General features: G+C 70.0%; 18 protein-coding genes. 7 read left to right on the top strand and 11 right to left on the bottom strand.

Going from position 1 to position 16,650, the window contains the following annotated elements:
• The first annotated feature begins 27 nt into the window (after window positions 1–27).
• The 3 genes from JOD27_RS02585 to JOD27_RS02575 all read left to right on the top strand — a co-directional run bounded on the left by JOD27_RS02585 (window position 28) and on the right by JOD27_RS02575 (window position 1,821).
• On the top strand, window positions 28–825 hold the full coding sequence (locus JOD27_RS02585; protein ID WP_204760444.1) for a thymidylate synthase: 798 nt from the start codon (window positions 28–30) through the stop codon (window positions 823–825).
• Window positions 822–1,277, top strand: a complete 456-nt coding sequence (locus tag JOD27_RS02580) for a dihydrofolate reductase (protein ID WP_204760443.1) — start codon at window positions 822–824, stop codon at window positions 1,275–1,277. Before JOD27_RS02585 ends, JOD27_RS02580 begins: the two co-directional genes overlap by 4 nt.
• A 163-nt stretch (window positions 1,278–1,440) precedes the next feature.
• On the top strand, window positions 1,441–1,821 hold the full coding sequence (locus JOD27_RS02575) for a hypothetical protein (protein ID WP_204760442.1): 381 nt from the start codon (window positions 1,441–1,443) through the stop codon (window positions 1,819–1,821).
• A 73-nt stretch (window positions 1,822–1,894) separates the two neighbouring features.
• Here the strand turns inward: JOD27_RS02575 and JOD27_RS02570 are convergent, their stop codons facing one another.
• From JOD27_RS02570 to JOD27_RS02560, 3 genes are read right to left on the bottom strand one after another with little or no spacing between them, the layout of a single operon-like run.
• Window positions 1,895–2,443, bottom strand: coding sequence for a YciI family protein (locus tag JOD27_RS02570; RefSeq protein ID WP_307829835.1), 549 nt, complete (start codon window positions 2,441–2,443; stop codon window positions 1,895–1,897).
• A complete protein-coding gene (locus tag JOD27_RS02565) occupies window positions 2,416–2,775 on the bottom strand; it encodes an MmcQ/YjbR family DNA-binding protein (protein ID WP_204760441.1) in 360 nt (119 codons plus the stop codon). Before JOD27_RS02565 ends, JOD27_RS02570 begins: the two co-directional genes overlap by 28 nt.
• A gap of 9 nt (window positions 2,776–2,784) precedes the next feature.
• Entirely contained in the window at window positions 2,785–3,732 is a 948-nt protein-coding gene (locus JOD27_RS02560) for a proteasome assembly chaperone family protein (RefSeq protein WP_204760440.1), read from the bottom strand.
• Between the two features lie 72 nt (window positions 3,733–3,804).
• Here JOD27_RS02560 and JOD27_RS02555 point away from each other — a divergent pair, with 72 nt between their 5' ends.
• Window positions 3,805–4,416, top strand: coding sequence for a DUF4230 domain-containing protein (locus tag JOD27_RS02555; protein WP_204760439.1), 612 nt, complete (start codon window positions 3,805–3,807; stop codon window positions 4,414–4,416).
• Window positions 4,417–4,478: 62 nt separating this feature from the next.
• On the top strand, window positions 4,479–6,095 hold the full coding sequence (locus JOD27_RS02550; RefSeq protein ID WP_204760438.1) for a serine/threonine-protein kinase: 1,617 nt from the start codon (window positions 4,479–4,481) through the stop codon (window positions 6,093–6,095).
• Window positions 6,096–6,173: 78 nt separating this feature from the next.
• Here JOD27_RS02550 and JOD27_RS02545 read toward each other — a convergent pair whose 3' ends face one another.
• Genes JOD27_RS02545 through JOD27_RS02525 form a run of 5 tightly spaced genes read right to left on the bottom strand, consistent with a single transcriptional unit; the run spans window position 6,174 to window position 12,556 of the window.
• On the bottom strand, window positions 6,174–8,174 hold the full coding sequence (locus JOD27_RS02545; RefSeq protein ID WP_204760437.1) for a transglutaminase TgpA family protein: 2,001 nt from the start codon (window positions 8,172–8,174) through the stop codon (window positions 6,174–6,176).
• A complete protein-coding gene (locus JOD27_RS02540; RefSeq protein WP_204760436.1) occupies window positions 8,171–8,320 on the bottom strand; it encodes a hypothetical protein in 150 nt (49 codons plus the stop codon). The genes JOD27_RS02545 and JOD27_RS02540 overlap by 4 nt, the downstream gene beginning before the upstream one ends.
• Entirely contained in the window at window positions 8,317–9,423 is a 1,107-nt protein-coding gene (locus JOD27_RS02535; RefSeq protein ID WP_239566294.1) for a DUF58 domain-containing protein, read from the bottom strand. The genes JOD27_RS02540 and JOD27_RS02535 overlap by 4 nt, the downstream gene beginning before the upstream one ends.
• Window positions 9,420–10,385: an AAA family ATPase gene (locus JOD27_RS46410; protein WP_204760435.1), complete on the bottom strand. Its 966-nt coding sequence runs from the start codon at window positions 10,383–10,385 to the stop codon at window positions 9,420–9,422. Before JOD27_RS46410 ends, JOD27_RS02535 begins: the two co-directional genes overlap by 4 nt.
• Window positions 10,382–12,556, bottom strand: a complete 2,175-nt coding sequence (locus JOD27_RS02525; RefSeq protein WP_204760434.1) for an NHL repeat-containing protein — start codon at window positions 12,554–12,556, stop codon at window positions 10,382–10,384. The genes JOD27_RS46410 and JOD27_RS02525 overlap by 4 nt, the downstream gene beginning before the upstream one ends.
• 185 nt (window positions 12,557–12,741) lie before the next feature.
• On the opposite strand from JOD27_RS02525, the gene JOD27_RS02520 reads away from it, so the two are divergent.
• Window positions 12,742–13,398, top strand: coding sequence for a hypothetical protein (locus tag JOD27_RS02520; RefSeq protein ID WP_239566293.1), 657 nt, complete (start codon window positions 12,742–12,744; stop codon window positions 13,396–13,398).
• Between the two features lie 179 nt (window positions 13,399–13,577).
• Here the strand turns inward: JOD27_RS02520 and JOD27_RS02515 are convergent, their stop codons facing one another.
• Entirely contained in the window at window positions 13,578–14,249 is a 672-nt protein-coding gene (locus tag JOD27_RS02515; protein ID WP_307829832.1) for a fibronectin type III domain-containing protein, read from the bottom strand.
• Window positions 14,246–14,848, bottom strand: a complete 603-nt coding sequence (locus tag JOD27_RS02510; RefSeq protein ID WP_204760433.1) for a polysaccharide lyase family protein — start codon at window positions 14,846–14,848, stop codon at window positions 14,246–14,248. The genes JOD27_RS02515 and JOD27_RS02510 overlap by 4 nt, the downstream gene beginning before the upstream one ends.
• Window positions 14,849–14,928: 80 nt before the next feature.
• Between JOD27_RS02510 and JOD27_RS02505 the strand changes: the two genes are divergently transcribed.
• Window positions 14,929–15,816 carry a LysR family transcriptional regulator gene (locus tag JOD27_RS02505; protein ID WP_204760432.1) on the top strand — a complete coding sequence of 296 codons (888 nt, stop codon included), beginning with the start codon at window positions 14,929–14,931 and terminating at the stop codon, window positions 15,814–15,816.
• Here JOD27_RS02505 and JOD27_RS02500 read toward each other — a convergent pair.
• Window positions 15,719–16,582: an EamA family transporter gene (locus JOD27_RS02500; RefSeq protein WP_204760431.1), complete on the bottom strand. Its 864-nt coding sequence runs from the start codon at window positions 16,580–16,582 to the stop codon at window positions 15,719–15,721. The two genes, JOD27_RS02505 and JOD27_RS02500, sit on opposite strands and share 98 nt — an antisense overlap.
• Between the last annotated feature and the right edge of the window lie 68 nt (window positions 16,583–16,650).

Raw genomic sequence — 16,650 nt, 5'->3', positions numbered from 1 at the left:
GCCAGGGCACTGGGTAGGCTCACCCTCATGGCCGACACGCAGTACGAAGACCTGCTCCGGCACGTCCTGAAAGAGGGCGTGCACAAGGAAGACCGCACCGGCACCGGCACGCGGTCGATCTTCGGCCATCAGCTGCGCTACCCGCTCGCCGCGGGCTTCCCGCTGATCACCACCAAGAAGGTCCACTTCAAGTCGATCGCCTACGAGCTGCTGTGGTTCCTGCGCGGCGACAGCAACGTGCGCTGGCTCCAGGACCACGGCGTGACGATCTGGGACGAGTGGGCGCCCGAGGACGGTGAGCTCGGCCCGATCTACGGCGTGCAGTGGCGCTCGTGGCCGACCCCGGACGGCGGCCACGTCGACCAGATCGCCGAGGTCCTGAAGTCTCTGCGGACGAACCCCGACTCCCGCCGGATCATCGTGTCCGCCTGGAACGTCGGCGAGATCCCGCAGATGGCGCTGCCGCCGTGCCACGCGTTCTTCCAGTTCTACGTCGCCGACGGCAAGCTGTCCTGCCAGCTCTACCAGCGCAGCGCGGACCTGTTCCTCGGCGTGCCGTTCAACATCGCCTCCTACGCCCTGCTGACCCACATGATCGCCGCCCAGACGGGTCTCGGCGTCGGCGACTTCATCTGGACCGGCGGCGACTGCCACATCTACGACAACCACGTCGAGCAGGTCGAACTGCAGCTGACCCGCGAGGCGCGCCCGTTCCCGACGCTGAAGCTCGCGGACGTCCCGAGCCTCTTCGACTACCGGTTCGAGGACTTCACGGTCGAAGGCTACGACCCGCACCCCGGCATCAAGGCTCCGGTGGCGGTGTGATCGGCCTGATCTGGGCGCAGTCTCTCAACGGCGTCATCGGCCGCGACAACGCCATCCCGTGGCACATCCCGGAGGACATGAAGCACTTCCGGGAGATCACCGCGGGCGCCGCCGTGCTGATGGGCCGCCTCACCTGGGAGTCCCTGCCGCCCCGCTTCCGGCCGCTGCCGGGCCGCCGCAACCTGGTGCTGTCCCGGACGCCCCAGGAAGGCGCCGAGACGTTCGACAGCCTGGAGAAGGCGCTCGCGGACGTCACCGGCGACCTGTGGGTGATGGGCGGCTCGGCGGTCTACGCGGCGACACTGCCGTTCGCGGACCGTGTCGAGGTGACCGAGGTGCTCGAGACCTTCGAGGGTGACACGTACGCGCCGAAGATCGACCGCGAACCGGTCCGCGTCGGTGACTGGCAGGAGTCCAGCAGCGGCCTGCATTACCGGTTCGTCAGCTACTGACAGACACCGCCACTCCGCCTCCGGCAACGGTGCCTTCTCGTTCTACGTACGGGAAGTGTTCCATCACGCTGAGCCATCGGGTCCAATGACCCTTATGGCGTAACGTTTTGGTACTCCACTCTTATGAATCCACATGAGACGGTCGGGGAGTTGGAGGATCGGCGTGTTCAAGCGAAGCCTGGCGGTCGGTGCCATGTCGGCCGCGCTGTTGATGGTGGGAGCCGGCGTTGCTTCCGCGCACGAGTGCTACATCGTGAACAGATCGGACCAGGGCAATGCCGGTGCCACCCATTCGAGTCGGTGGATCACGGTGACGGTTGAAGAGTTCGTCCACAGTCCGGACTTCCCGCCGGGCGTCGACCCTGATTGCTTCCTGGCCTACTGGCTCGGGCACGGCGGTCCGGCAGGCTTCACGGTCCGGTCCGACAAGACGATCGGTGAAGGCAGTTCGAACCCGAACCTCGCCAACGGCAGCGGGTTGGAGCACATCGAGGACGCCTGGGGTGCTCTGTTCGGCGAGGCTGTCGGGGCGTGCGCCCTGTAGCCGAGGCCGATGACTGGCCTCCGACCCGTCCCGGCAGGTCGGAGGCTGTCCGCTCGCCCGGCGAACGGGCAGGTCAGCGGCGGCCGCCGAACTCCCACGCGTGGACCTCGACGGCGTCGTAGAGGTCGGCGGTCAGCACCGACGCCGGATCCGTGGACCTGACCAGCGCGGCCGTGCCGAGCCACGCCGTGCCGTCGTCGGACAGCAACGGCCCGTACGCGATCAGCTCGTCCTTGCGCGCGGGAACGAGGTCCACCGGCTCGCCCGACCCGAACCCGAGCACGAGGTGGCCGCCGCCCTCCCGGCCGCCGCGGAAGTCCCACATCGTCCGGCCGAGCACGTTGCGCCACCTGCGCACCAGCACGTCCCGGTACGCGCCTGCCTGGTAGCAGGGCTCCTCGAACGCGAACGCACGAGCCGCAGCCGCATCCGGTACGTCGACGACGTGCACGCTGCCCGTCAGCACACCGCCGTCGAAAGTGGGCCCGCGGGCGATCAGTTCGAACCGGTCCATGTAGGACCAGTGCTCCTCGATCAGCTTCTCGCGCAACGGCAACGAACCGGGCCGATCCCGGTGGTAGCAGAGGAATTCCACTACCGGCGCCTCGCCCGCGCGTGCCACGCCTCGACGATCAGCTCTTCCAGCTCCCCCACCTCGATGTGCTCCAGCCGCACCAGGATCGCCGGATATCCCTGGAAGTGCGGCGTCGTGAAGTAGACCGACTCGTCGGAGGCCAGCAAGGCCTCCTTGGCGCCCAGGTCCGGCACCCGTGCGGCCAGGATCGGCCCGGAAGGCGCCGAAGCGCCCAGCGCGGCGAGGTCCGTTTTGCGCAGCGGCCGTTCCCACACGAAGAGCTTGTCCTTGACCCTCCAGTCGACGACGCCCTCTCGCACCCGCTCCGTCACGTCGGGCATGGAGGTGGCGATCCGGCGCACGTCGTTCCAGGTGGCCATCACAAGCTCCTACAGGTGGTCCGGCGGACGCTGCTGCTCGGCCAGGAACCGTTCGAACTCGGCCCCCAGTTCGTCCGCGCTGGGGAGATCGGTGTTCCCGACAGTCTGGATGAAGGCGTCGTACTGCCGCTCGAGCGCTTCCACCACCTGGGCTACTTCTTCCGACTCCGCCACCTGGCGGTGGATCTCGGCGTCGGCGGCCTGGGCCGCGTCGATCAGCGAGCCGATCGGCAACGCGAGACCGGTGGCGCGCGCGACGGCGTCCAGCAGCGTCACGGCGGCGGTCGGGTACTGGGACTGCGCCAGGTAGTGCGGCACCTGCGCGGCGAAGCCCATCGCGTCGTGGCCCGCCTGGCCGAGCCGGTACTCCAGCAGGCCCGACACGTTGCCCGGCACCTGCACGCGGTTGAAGAACGGCTGGTACTCCGACACGAGCTCGGGCCTGGTCGCGTGGCCGATGACGTTCAGCGGGCGCGTGTGCGGAACGCCCATCGGGATGCCGTGGAACCCGACGGTCAGGCGCACGCCCCACCGGTCGATCAACGACCGCACGGCGAGTACGAACGCCTCCCAGCTGCGATCCGGCTCGAGGCCCGTGAGCAGCAGGAACGGGTGGCCCGCGCTGTCCCAGAGCAGGTGCACGACCAGCTCGGGCGTGGCGTAGTCCTCCCAGTGGTCCGTCGCGTAGGTCATCAGCGGGCGGCGCGACCGGTAGTCGATCAGGCTGTCGATGTCGAAGCGGGCGACGACACGGCTTTCGAGCGTTTCGAGCAGGTGCTCGGCGAGCAGGCGGCCGGCCGCACCGGCGTCCATGAAGCCCTCGAAGTGGTGCAGCAGCACCGCACCTGTCAGGTCCGGCACCTCCGAGTCGACCTCGTACAGGTTCTCCGGGTCCAGCACCGCACGCCTCCAAAACCGTTGTTTCAGTCTCGTCCAAAGCCAACCAGATGGACGCATGACTGATTCCGCACGGGTCGATTAGCCCATACGGACCGTGTGAGCGCATCACCTCACGGGTAGTCCAATGCCGTGGACAGGCGCTGGGTGACGCGTGGAGCTCTGGTCGCAGCCGTCTTCATTCTCCTCGGCGCGGCGGTGTACGTCTTCGGGCAGTTCAAGCCCTCCGGTGACGAGTCGATCGACCGCAGCCAGCCCGCGATGCTCAAGTCGGTGCGGGACCTCAGCCAGTACCACGCCGCGTCCGGCGAGTTCCAGGTCGTGCTGGACATCGAGAACGACGTGAAGTGGGTGCCCTCGGCGCTGGCCGGCGAACGCACGCTGTTCGTGGCCGCCGGGTCGGTCAACGCCTACGTCGACCTCGGCTCGATCAAGGACGACGGGCTGATCGTGTCCCCCGACCGCAAGACCGTGGAGCTGCGGCTGCCCAAGGCGCAGCTGGACAAACCGAACCTGCACCACGACCGCTCGTACGTCTTCTGCCAGGAACGCGGCCTGATCAACGATCTGCAGGCGCTGGCGGGACCTCCTGACCAGCAACGGTTCTACCTCGCCGCCGAGGCCAAGCTCGCGGAGGCGGCGAAGCAGTCGGAGTTGCCCAGGCGCGCCGACGACAACACCCGCGTGATGCTCACGGGAATGCTGCAGTCGCTGGGATTCCAGGTGAAGGTGCGGCAGGACTGAACCCATTCCGCGGCTGCGCCGAACGTCGGGGTGAGCCGGCCGCAGCGGGATAGGATTCGTTGGTGGAAGACGATCTGATGGCCTGGGCGCCCGCCGCGGGCGCCGCGCCCGCACCTGCGATCGCGTTACCCGGCTACAGCGGTTTCCGCGTGATCGCGCAGGGCGGCGAGGGCACGATCTACCGGGCGCGCCAGGACGGTCTGGGCCGCGACGTCGCGGTGAAGGTCCTGCAGGTCACCGACCCGGAGACGCTGACCAGGTTCCGCCGCGAGCTGGCCATCACCGTCGAGCTGGGCCGCCAGCACCCGCACATCGTCACGGTGCTGGACACCGGCACGCTGCCGGACGGCCGCCCGTGCATCGTCATGGAGTACTACGAACGCGGCTCGCTGCACGACCGTTTGCGCGCCATGGGCCCGTTGCCCGTGCCGGACGTCATCTCCGCCGGCATCGCGGTGGCCGACGCGCTCGCGTTCGCGCACGGCCAGGGCATCCTGCACCGCGACGTGAAGCCGCAGAACGTCCTCGTGCTCCCCACCTCCTACGTCCTCGCCGACTTCGGCATCGCCCGCGGCGCCGACGCGGGCCACTCGGCGTCACTGCAGATGGTCAGCTACCGCCACGCGGCGCCGCAGACGCTGGAGGGCGGCACCCCGTCGTTCGCCGACGACATCTGGTCGCTCGGCTCGACCCTCTTCACACTGCTGGAGGGCAAGCCGCCGTTCGCCTCGGACAACCCGGACGAGGACACGCTGCTCTCCTACGTCGGCCGCGTGACCCGTTCCGAACCCCGCACCCTGACCCGCTTCGACGTCCCGGCCTCACTGGTGGCAGTGATCAACCGCTGCCTGCGCAAGGACCGCGCCGAACGCTTCGCCTCGGCGCTGGAGCTGCGCGACGCGCTGATGGCCGTGAACGCGGGGGTCTCGACCGCGCCGTCAGTGTCCATTGTGGACCCGGACTCGACGATGATGCTGGGCGAGCGCACCGCCGTCTTCCCGGACGGCCCCACCGAGGCGCCCGGCTTCGGCCCCCGCCCCAAGGTGGAGGAGGAGGAAAAGCCCGCCGAGGAACCGGAAGAGGAGCCGGACAACTCGTGGCAGGGCCGGCTCGCCGACCTGACCTACCGGCAGCAGGACATCGTCGTGCCACCGCCACCGCGCCAGGTGGCCGTGCTGCCGACCCTCGACGTGCCGCCGGTCGAACCGATGACGGCCCCGGTCCGCAAGAACAAGCGCGGCGGTGTGCTGGCCCTGCTGGCCGTGGTGGCGGTGACCGGCGGCGTCCTCGCGGGCCTGCTGCTGAACCGCCCCGACAACCGGCAGTCCCAGCAGCCGGTGACAACGACGACGACGACGATTCCGGTGCCGACGTCGGAGTCCGCCGACGCGGGCCCGCCGCCCAACGCCGACCCAAAGTTCGTGCCGGTGCTCAAGCGCGCCGAGTACAAGGGCAAGGCGATCGAGCTGGAGTGGTCTGACCCGAGCAAAGGCCAGGCCGAGTTCGTGGTGATCGACGTGACCGGCGCCAAACCGCAGGCCGTGACCAGGGTGACCGGCGGTGGCACCAAGTACGTCATCGAGGACGGCGGCGGCATCCGCCGTTGCTTCCAGATCGCGGCCTTCGGCTACAACGGTGAACGAGGCAGCTCGGCCAAGGTCTGCGCAGCCAAGAACTGAACGATCTTGTCAGACCCCCTGAGTATCGTCGGGTTGATCAGGGGTCCACCTTTCAGGGGGACGCCTGCGAAAGCACGCTCACCGCCGGAACAGCGGCCGCGGGTCGACCGCCCACACCACCTTGCGCCACCAGGAAGCCCTGCGCCGCACCGCTTTCCTGATCTGCCGTGCCAGCCGCCAGCCGTTCTCCTGACGCACCGGCTGTGGCGCGAACGCGGCCTGGTCCACGATCGTCGCCAGCCGCACCCCGGCGTCGCCCCACTCCCGCCCGATGTCCGGCACGGTCCGGCTGGGCCGCGGCTTCAACCCGGCCAGCTGCAACGAGTCCAGCACCTCGTTCCACGCCCCCACCGCCCCGGCCGCGCGCCACCGCAGGCGGCGCGAAGTCCGTGCCACGTACAGCACGACCAGGAGCAGCACCGGCGCGAACACCCAGAACGGAAACCCCTTCGGTGCTTCAGGGGCAGCCACCACGTCGGGCTTCACGGCGCTCGGCTGCACCAGCGGCGGCACCGAGGGCAACGACGTCGGCGTCGGCTTCGCCGTCGTGGACGCGAGCCGGTTCAGCACCTCCCGCTTCGACGCCGCGCTGGGCCCGCTCCCGTTGCCGGACACGGGATCGAACGCCACCCAGCCCCATCCGCTGAAGTACACCTCCGGCCAGGCCGTGGCATCCGCGGCGCGCACGATCCGTTCCCCGCCCTGCTCGGGCACGGGCTGGAACCCGACCACCACGCGCGTGGGCAACCCGACCGCCCGCGCCAGCACGGCGTAGGCCGACGCGAACTGCTCGGCCGTCCCCGCTCCGGCCCCGGCCTCACCGGCGGCACCGAACAGAAACGTCTCCAGCCGCGCGTACGACGACCCGACCGGCGCCTCGGCGTCCGGCCGCCGGTTGAGCCGCACGACCTGCTCCAGCGCCACGGCCTTCTCATACGGCGTGCGGGCGTTCGCCGTCGCCTGCCGCGCGTACTCCGCCAACGTGAACGGCAACCGCGGCAACGCCGTGTACCGAGTCGCACCGGCGGGCACCGTGGCCTCGGCCAGATCCGCGTCGGCAGGCGTCTCGACGACACCGCGAACCGTGTAGCTCAGCCCCGTCCTGAGCCCGTCGGCCACCACCAGCGACCCGGTGTCCGGATCCACCATGGCGTTGCTCAGCGACACCGCCTGCGGCTTCCCCACACCGGGCAGCCACTCGCCCTGCAACCCGGTGATCCGCAGATCGACACTCGCGTCCTGGAACTTCCTGCCGGTGGGCAGATCCGGCGCGTCCACCACACCGAGCGGCCCGTACGTCGCGGCCGCCTCCCACGACGCGCCCGTGTACCGGCTGAGCGTCACCAGCCGCACCGGCACCTCGGGCCCACGCATCCGGAAGAGCTCGGCCTCCCCCTGCGCGGCCCACGCGGCGAGCTGCGGCAACGGGTTCGCGATGGCCACGTTGGTGACCGGCGGCGTGACCAGCTTCCGCGGCTCAAAACCGTTGGTGGGCAACACAACCGTCAGCAATGTCAACGCCGCCAGCGCCGTCGCCAGCACCGCGGGCGGCACCACGGGCCCGCGCCGGTCGATGATCAGCCAGCCCAACGCCAGCACCACGACCAGCACCAACGCCACCAGGCCATAGCGGTCGGCCCGGCCCGTGGTGAGCAGCGCGGCCGACACGTACAGCACCGCCGCACCCAGCGCGGGCACGAACAACGCCGTCCCCCGCCTGGTCACCGACAGCACGGCCGCGGTGGACACGCCGATGATCAGCAGCAGCCCCGGCACCAGCAGCTCGGGCGTCGCGGGCGCGGGACGGGCAGCGGTGAGCAGCCGGGGCACGGTGTCGAGCAGCACCCACGTCGGGTCCCGGTCGGGGGACGCGCCACGGGCCGCGAAGAACCCGCCGGCCATCGCCACGACCATGACGGCCAGAGCGGCCAAGCCGGCCGGTACGAGGCGTTTCAGCAGCAATGCCAGGAATCCCGTGAAGGCCGCGAGTCCGAAGTAGACGAACGCGCCGTCCCAGGCCTGGGCCAGCTGGAGGGAGGCGACGAGGAGGACAGCGGCCACCCAGAGGTGTTTCATCATGCCGCCACCACCTCCAGGACACGGGCGAGACCGATGGATTCGGCGGCCAGAACCTCAGCCGCCGCTCCGGACTTCGCCGAGCCGCCACCGAACTCCACACTCCTGCACCCGGCTTCGCAGCCCGGCTCCACGCCCCTGCGTTTCACCGCGCCACCACCGCGTTCCACGAGTCGACCAGGTCCTCCGCCCGAGCACCGCTGATCACCAGCACCGACCCGACCGCCCCCACCGGACGCTGCTCGTCCACCACCAGCACGGTGCCGAACGCGGCCCGCCCCGCCTCCAGCACCAGCGCGGGCACGACCGCGCCGCTGACCACGGCGACCACGTCGAGGTCCCGCACCGGTACGGTCGGGCGACCATCGGTGCCCTGCAGTTCCAGGTCTGCCAGGGCCGCGAGGATCGGCGCGGAGTCCTGGGTCTCCTCGATGTCGGTGCCGCCGGACGACGTCAGCAGGCGCACCGGATGGCCCTGCTCCAGGGCGGAGGTGACCAGCGACGCCGCCACCTCCACCGCCTCCTCGAAGCGCTGTTCCTGTTCGTACGAGGCGGAGTTGTCGTCGAGCAGCACGGCCAGGTGCGGACGCGCGGGGTCGGCGTCCTCGCGGATCATCAGCGTGCCGGTGCGTGCGGACGTCGCCCAGTGCAGGCGTCGCAGGTCGTCGCCTGGCACGTATTCGCGCAGGCCCACCAGGTCCGTGCCGCCGCGCTCCACGCGTTCGTCGGCGCCCACCTGGCCTCGGCGGGCACCGGACGGCAGGCCCCGCACCTGCAGCACGCGGGGCACGACCCGCACCTGCACCACCTCGCCGAGCACCGTGCGGGCCTGTGCCAGGCCGGCCAAGCCCTTGCGCCGCAACGTCAACGGGCCGACGTCGAACACGCCGCGGCGTTGCGTCGGGATCGCGTAGTCGACCGCTTCGGTCACGCCCGGCTTGAGCAGCGGCACGTCCACGGCGGAAGGCGCGCCCGCCACCATGTCCACGGCGTCCAGCGCCACCGGCCACCTGCCCGTCGCGGACAGTTCCAGCCGCCCGCTGCACCGCGCCAGACGTGGCACGGTGCGCGGGCGCACTGTCCGCGAGACCGTCAGCGGTGACGCGACCAGCACCGAGACGACCGAGGCGAGCACCAGGGCGGACAGGGCGAGGCCGAACGCCGCCATGCCCGCGTAGCGCCACCACAGGCCCACGCCGAGCATCAGCACGCCCAGCACCGCGGTTCCGGTGCCGCGCAGGGTGAGTCTCATTGCGCCGCGGGCTTGGGCACCGGCACGCCCGAGAGCACGTCGGCCAGCACCTCGGACGTCGTCACGCCCGCCAGCACGCTCTCCCGCGTCAGCACCAGGCGGTGGGCGAGCACCGGGTCCGCGATGTCCTGGATGTCCTGCGGCACCACGAAATGCCTGCCCTTCGACGCCGCGTACACCTGCGCGCACCGCACGAGCGTGCGCAGGCCACGGGTCGACGTGCCGAGGCGCAGCCGCTCGTCCGACCGCGTTCCCGTGCCCAGGGCCGAGATGTACTGCAGGATCGGATCTGCCACGTGCAGCAACGACAACCGCCCGCTGAACGCGCTCACCTCGCGCGGCGACGTCACCGTCCGCACGTCGGCGATCCGGCCCGCGCCGCTGCCGGGACGTAACACGTCCAGCTCGTCGGCCACCGACGGATAGCCGATCGACGTGCGCAGCATGAACCTGTCCAGCTGCGCCTCCGGCAACCGGTAGGTGCCGTCGAGGTCGATCGGGTTCTGCGTCGCCACCACGAGGAACGGGTCGGGCACCGCGTGCCCGACGCCGTCGATCGTGACGGTCCGCTCCTCCATGACCTCCAGCAACGCCGACTGCGTCTTCGCCGCCGCGCGGTTGATCTCGTCCGCCAGCACGATGTTCGCGAACACCGGCCCCGGCCGGAACCGGATCTGCCCGGTCTGCGGGTCGTAGACCGAGGTGCCCGTGACGTCGGACGGCAGCAGGTCCGGCGTGAACTGCACACGCCGCGACAGACCGCCCAACGCCCCCGCCACCGCCCGCGCCAGCGTCGTCTTGCCGGTGCCGGGCACGTCCTCCAGCAGCACGTGGCCGCCCGCGAACATCGCCACCAGCACCAGGTCGATCACGTCGCGCTTGCCGCGCACCGCGCTCTCGACGGCGTCACCGAGCCGGGTGTGGAGGTCGCGGAAGGCCGAGACCTCTCCGGTGTCGATCACTTGTCCTCTTCTCTACGAACACCGATGCGCAGCAGGAACGCAGCCGCCAGCAAACCCAGTCCACCCGCGCCCATCGGCGCGGTCCCAGCGCCCGCCGGAGCCGCGCGCGGGATGCACGACGGCTTGCCCGCGCACTCGTCCGCGATGTAGTTGACGGTCTTCGCCGCCGAGTCGACCTGCCCTGCGCCGGACGCCGCGTAGGCGCGCACGACGATGCGGTTCGAGCCTTCCTCCAGGTCGATCCGCGCGGTGGTGGCGTTGCACGGAATGCCGACCGCGTAGCCCTGCGTCGTGTTCACGACCTCACACCGGCCGTTGTGGTTCGCCCAGTCCGCGGGTGGCGCCATGTTCACCTGGCGCGTCGGCATCCGGACTCCGCCGGAGAAACCTGTGATCACCACGGCACCAGCGGTCGGTAACGACGGCGGTGGTGGAGGAGGCGGAGGAGGAGGCGTGGTCGTCGTGGTCGTGGGCGTCGGGTTGGGCGGGGGCGGGTTGGGCGGAGGGTTGTTCGGCGGCGGCGTCGTGGTCGTCGGCTGCGGCGGTGGCGGGTTGTTCGGCGCCGTCACCGTGAACGCCGCCATGCCCGCGGCACCGGCCTGAGTCGCCGTCGACGCACGTACCGTCACGTCCAGCCTGCCGCTCGTGCAGAACGTGGAACCCGTGCACGGCAACGACAAGTCAGCCGACGTACCGGCCGACTGCGCCGACACCGAGCCACCGCTGAACGAGCCGGAACCCGTCACGGTGTAACCCACGATCGGATCCGTCGAGGAGACCGCGCTCCAGCTCACCGTCACGACCACCGCCGAGGCGCTGCGCGACTTCTCCCGCACCGTCACGCCCGCGGGAGCGGCAGGTGCCGATCCGCCTGAGGAAGACGGCGGTGTGGACGACGACGGAGGCGTCGGCACATCGGGCGACCCGTTGTTGTTGCCGGGGTTGCCGGAATTACCCGGGTTGCGCGGCGGCTTCGTCGGCTCGTTCGGGTTCGGCGGCGGAGGCGGCGGCACCGAGGGCGGCGGCGAGCGGTCCGGGTCCTTCACCGGCAGCTCCGGGCTGCGGATCGTCAACGACCGCGTCGCACCGTCCGCGTCCACGAGCACACCGGTCGAGGAACCCGGCACGTTCACGAACAACCGGCCGTCGTCGAACACCAGCTCGGGGTCGGCGCCGCCGGACGTCTTCACGTCGTCACCGCCGCGGCTGCCACCACGGTCGAGGATGATGACCTTGCCGGATCCCTTGCAGGGCACGTAGACCTTGTCGCGGAACACCGCGGGCCTGCCGGGCTTCGGGCAGCCCCTCGCACCGACGTCGACGCGCAGCACCTGCCCGTCGACGACGAGCACGACGACGGACGAGTCGGGCACCGACGCGGGCACGAGGTCCGTCGGCGCGGTCTGCGCCGCGATCACCTCGGCATCGGTGCGGTCGGTCGACCTCGACACGTCCTCACCCGTGCCGTCGCGCACGACGACACCGCCGTCGAGGCCGATCAGCGTGACGCCCTGGTCGTGGGGCACCAGCACGGTGCGCGGCCCCGCACCGCTGATCTGGCGCTGCGAACGCTCGCGGAACCGCTCCTCGTCGTCGGACCAGTCGAGCGACCGCAACGTGCCGCCGTGATCGACCAGCCACAGCACGCCGCGCTCGTCGACGACGGCATCGGCCAGCGGCTGACCGGCCTCCCACGTCTGCCCGACGTCGGCCAGCGTCAACGGATCGGCGGTGTGGATCGTGCCGGACGCGCGGTCGACGACGAACACCATTCCGTTCGCGACCAGCACCTTGCTCGACGCACCGGGCGGCGCCTGCCGCCTGCCGGACGCGAGCAGCGTCGCCAGGTCGATGACGGTGATCTCGCCCGTGCGCCGGTTCAGCACGATCAGGCGGCCGTCCTCCTGCGCGATCTCCAGCTGCGAGTCGGGACCGCTGATCTGCAGCCGCGTCTGCGGCTTGCCCGACACCGGGTTGATCTGCACGACCTCACCGCGCTGGTCGTCGCCCAGCCAGGTCAGCCCGTCGGACACCGCCACCGACGTCCGCGAGATGCCCTGCCCCAGCGCCGCGCCCGCGAGCACGAGAACACCCAGCAGTGCCGCGACGAAACTCGCCGACTCCCGCCCTCCACCGGAGATAATGCGTCTGATCCGGTGCCACCAAGCCATGTGCGCCTCCCTCGCCCGCCGGGGATGCTAACCCCCGACTCTGACAACTTCGGACGGTGGACGGTTCCCGGATCGCCCGGTCAGCCGACTGGCCGACATCAAGGAATGTAATGACGGGGTCTGACACTTCCGGATTCCGAATGGCGTTCCCCCGAACCGATCAACACATAGGGCAAAGTGGTCGTATGGAGATCCCCGGCATGGGACTGGCCAGGCAGGCGCTCAACACCGCGATCAACACCGCGATCGAGACGACCGCGACGGCAGCCGCCGTACCCGGCCGCGTGCTCAACCTCATCGGCGAGGTCGAGCAGCTCGTCCGCAAGGTCAGCGGCACGGTCGACGCCATCGACGGCATCGTGAAGAAGGCGGACGAGCTGGTCGACCGCACCGGGCACGTCGTGGCGGACGCGGAGAAGGCGGTCGACGAGGTCCGCGCGATCACGGCCAGCGCGGGTGACGTCGCGGAACGGGCGGCGCAGGTCGTCGCGACGGCCGGCCACACCGCGCACACGGCCAACGAGCTGATCGGCATCTACGAGCCGATCGCCAGGCAGGCGCAGCCGCTCGCGAAGCGGTTCGTGGAGGAGCTCTCGCCGCATGAGGTCGAGGCCGCGATCAAGCTCGTCGACGAGCTGCCCGTGCTGACCGAGCACCTCACCAACGACATCCTGCCGATCCTCGCGACGCTGGACAGGGTCGGCCCTGAGGTGCACCAGCTGCTCGAGGTCACGAGCGACATGCGCCAGGCGATCCTCGGCATCCCCGGCTTCGGGTTCATGCGACGCCGCGGCGAGAAAAAAGAGGAAGAAGTAGGTGTGAGGGAGCCCGAAAAGGGGTAACCCGGCCCTCATGACCTCCCCTGCGCACGAAGATCACCTGACGTGGTGGCTGCTCAGCGCCGTTTTCGGACTGCTGGCCATGATCGACATCGGCCTCGCCGTCACCGAACACGCCTCGTGGCCCTACGTGCTCGCGGCGTTACTGTTCGCCGCGAGCACGTGGAGCGCCAGACACGCGCTCAGACCTTCCCCGTCTTCTGATGCGTCAGGTTCGACGGCGATCCGAAACGGAAAGGCCGCACCCGATACGTCGCGGTTTTCTCGTCTGGGAGTGTGACCAGCCCGAACGAGGTGACGTCCGGATCGAGCTGCGCCGCGACGCGGTAGTCCGCCGCGCCCGCGGGCTTGAGCTCGATCAGGTACCCCTCCTCGTCGGACGCGTGGTCCTCCCACGTGAACAGGATCCCGTTGGCGTGCTTCACCTCCGCCTTCAGGTTCCCCGGCACCGCCTCTGGTGACGACACCGGATGCGTGCCCCCACCGCCCTTGCGCGGTTGCGCCCACTCGTGCCCGTCGGCCTCCGGCACCTCGTCACCCGGCGGCAACGTGATGTCCACAGTGGCCGACGCGGGCCCGGCGAACGGCCGGACCCGGTAGTAGAACTGGGTTTCCGGGATCAGGTCCGGATGCCGGTAGGAGTTCCTGCCCGGCGGGACGAACTCCAGGACCACGTAGTCGCCGTCGGCCGCGTTCGCGTACTCGACGACCTGCCCGGCCGCTCCCGCGTCCGGACGCCAGTGCAGCGTCACGTCGGTGGGCGAGGTCAGCTCGGACGTCAGCACGGGGTCCTGCCGCTCCTGGCCGCAGGCAGCCAGGAACAGCAGTCCCGCCAGAGTGAGCCTGGAGATCACTTGCGCCAGAACCGGATGTTGCTCCAGACGACCGTCGCCGGTCCCTGGCCGCTCGCGGTCCGGTACGCGCCGAACTTGTCGTAGAAGTTCCCGCCGGAGCTCGAGACCGAGTGCTTCTGCGAGCCGTTGATGTAGGTGCGATGCGTGCTGCCGACGACGTGCACGGTGTTCACGCGCACGGTCGTGCCGACGGTCGCTCCCGTGGCGATGGTGTCGCCACCGTGCACGGCGTACAACCGGCCGCCGCGTTCCACGGCGAGCATGAAGTACGGACCCGCACCGGGGTCGTCCTTGAACGTCTGCTTGAGACTGATGCGGCTGCCGCCGAGACTCGTGATCCGGAAGCTGCCCTCGAACTGCCGCGTGCCGCCGGTGTACGTGGCGTACCGGCGCTCGGCACGCTGATCTCCGCTCGCGGTCGAGCAGGTGAGCCGGAACGTGAGGTCGCTGACCGTGCCGCAGCCGCGTTGCTGCACGCTGAACGACGGCGAGTAGCTGGTCCACGGGCCCGATTCCACCTGTGCCAGTGCGGGAGAACCCGCCGCGAGCAGACCGGTCGCCAGAGCGAGCCCCGCGGCGATGCGGAGTCGTTTGGACATACCGATACCTCCTCAAAGCGTGCTGACGACAGCACGCGTTCTCAGGGGGCGGTAGCGGCACCTTATCGGATAATGATCTGATGTTCGACCTCCATCGACTGCGGCTGTTGCGCGAGCTTTCCCAACGGGGCACGCTCGCGGCCGTCGCACAGGCGTTGAACTACAGCCCGTCGTCGGTGTCACAGCAGCTGTCGTTGCTGGAGACCGAGGTCGGCGTGCCGCTCCTGGAACCGGTCGGAAGGCGGGTGAAGCTCACCCCGCAGGCCGAAATTCTGGTGCGGCACACCGAGGAGGTGCTGGCCAGGCTCGAACTGGCCGAGTCGGAGGTCGCGGCGTCGCTGCACGAGATCACCGGGACGCTGCGGGTCGCCACGTTCCAGACCGCGGCACTGGCGTTGATCCCGGCGACGTTCGCCCGCATGCGGGACGAGCACCCGTCGCTGCGGATCGAGTTCCAGGTCCTCGACCCGGCGGAAGCGCTTTCCGCCTTGAACGCCAGGGACTTCGACCTCGTCTTCGGTGAGGAGTGGCCTGACCAGCCGGAGGCGCGCTTCGCCGACCTCGAGTACCGGGAGCTGTGCCGGGACCCGATCCGGCTGGCCGTCCCGCGTGGACTGCCGGTCACCGAGATCGGCTCCTACCCGTGGATCATGGAACCCACCGGTTTCCCGCAGCGGACGTTCAACGTGAACTGGTGCCGCCACAACGGCTACGAGCCGGACGTGCGCTTCTCCTCGACCGACGTGCTCGTGAAGCTGCGGTTCGTGGAACGCGGCCTCGCGGTCGCGCTGCTGCCGGACCTGATCTGGTACGACCGCGAGGTCACCGTCGACCTGCACGAACTGCCGGTCCCGCAGTCACGGCTGCTGTTCACTGCGGCACGGGCAGGACGAGGTCAGCATCCTGCCGTGCGGGCGTTTCGCGAGGCGCTGGCGCTTTCCGTAGCGCCGCTCCAACCCCGGCGGTGATCACCAACGCGATGGCGCACAACGAGATCAGGCTCAGGTGCTGCCCCAGCAGCACCGCGCCGGCGAGCGCGGCGGCAGCGGGTTCCAGCGCCAGCACGACACCGAACGTGCTGGCCTGCAACGTCTTGAGCGCCCTGATCTCCAGCGTGTAGGGAATCGCGGAGGCCATCAACGCCACGAGCGTGCCGAGCATCAGGACCTTGGGTTCGAACAACGTCGCACCGGCCGTCGAAAGCCCGTACGGCAACGTCAGCGCCGCCGCGATCAGGCTCGCCCCGGCGAGACCTCCCGTGCCCAGCCCTTCCGTAGCGAGCTTGCGTCCCGCCAGCACGTAGCAGGCCCAGAACACGGCCGCGAACAACGCGAGCACCACACCGATCAGGTCGAGCTGCGCGCCGGTGTACTCGCGCACCCCCAGGATCACCACGCCGACGAGCGCCAGCACGACCCACACGAAGTCCCTGGCTCTGCGACTCAGCACCGCCGCGAGTCCCAGCGGCCCCAGGAACTCGATCGTCACCGCCACCCCGAGCGGGATCCGGTCGAGCGCCAGGTAGAACGTCCCGTTCATGCCGGCCATGGTGAGCCCGAGCACGACCGTCTCCTGCCGGAACTTCGGCTTCGCCACCACCGCCAGCATCAACGCCGCGATGCCGAGCCTCAGCGCCGTCGCTCCTGGCGCTCCGATCTGCCCGAAGAGCTGACTCGCGAACGCCGCGCCGAACTGCAGTGAGATGACCGAACCGAGGACCAGGAAGACCGCCATGTCCACAGCCTCGCTGACCAGGTCTCTTCGGTACAGCGAATGTTTTCGAGCGATATCGTTCGGTTTTT

The sequence above is a fragment of the Lentzea nigeriaca genome (assembly GCF_016907955.1).
GTDB lineage: Bacteria > Actinomycetota > Actinomycetes > Mycobacteriales > Pseudonocardiaceae > Lentzea > Lentzea nigeriaca.
Note: the sequence above shows the minus strand (reverse complement) of the source record. Positions and strands in the feature narration are given on the sequence as shown.

What these genes read in the sequence shown, in the direction of transcription:
- JOD27_RS02585 (WP_204760444.1), top strand. Translation starts at nt 28, where the DNA reads ATGGCCGACACGCAGTACGAAGACCTGCTCCGGCACGTCCTGAAAGAG.
- JOD27_RS02565 (WP_204760441.1), bottom strand. Translation starts at nt 2,775, where the DNA reads ATGGCCACCTGGAACGACGTGCGCCGGATCGCCACCTCCATGCCCGAC.
- JOD27_RS02560 (WP_204760440.1), bottom strand. Translation starts at nt 3,732, where the DNA reads ATGCGTCCATCTGGTTGGCTTTGGACGAGACTGAAACAACGGTTTTGG.
- JOD27_RS02545 (WP_204760437.1), bottom strand. Translation starts at nt 8,174, where the DNA reads ATGATGAAACACCTCTGGGTGGCCGCTGTCCTCCTCGTCGCCTCCCTC.
- JOD27_RS02535 (WP_239566294.1), bottom strand. Translation starts at nt 9,423, where the DNA reads ATGAGACTCACCCTGCGCGGCACCGGAACCGCGGTGCTGGGCGTGCTG.
- JOD27_RS02525 (WP_204760434.1), bottom strand. Translation starts at nt 12,556, where the DNA reads ATGGCTTGGTGGCACCGGATCAGACGCATTATCTCCGGTGGAGGGCGG.
- JOD27_RS02520 (WP_239566293.1), top strand. Translation starts at nt 12,742, where the DNA reads ATGGAGATCCCCGGCATGGGACTGGCCAGGCAGGCGCTCAACACCGCG.
- JOD27_RS02510 (WP_204760433.1), bottom strand. Translation starts at nt 14,848, where the DNA reads ATGTCCAAACGACTCCGCATCGCCGCGGGGCTCGCTCTGGCGACCGGT.
- JOD27_RS02505 (WP_204760432.1), top strand. Translation starts at nt 14,929, where the DNA reads ATGTTCGACCTCCATCGACTGCGGCTGTTGCGCGAGCTTTCCCAACGG.
- JOD27_RS02500 (WP_204760431.1), bottom strand. Translation starts at nt 16,582, where the DNA reads ATGGCGGTCTTCCTGGTCCTCGGTTCGGTCATCTCACTGCAGTTCGGC.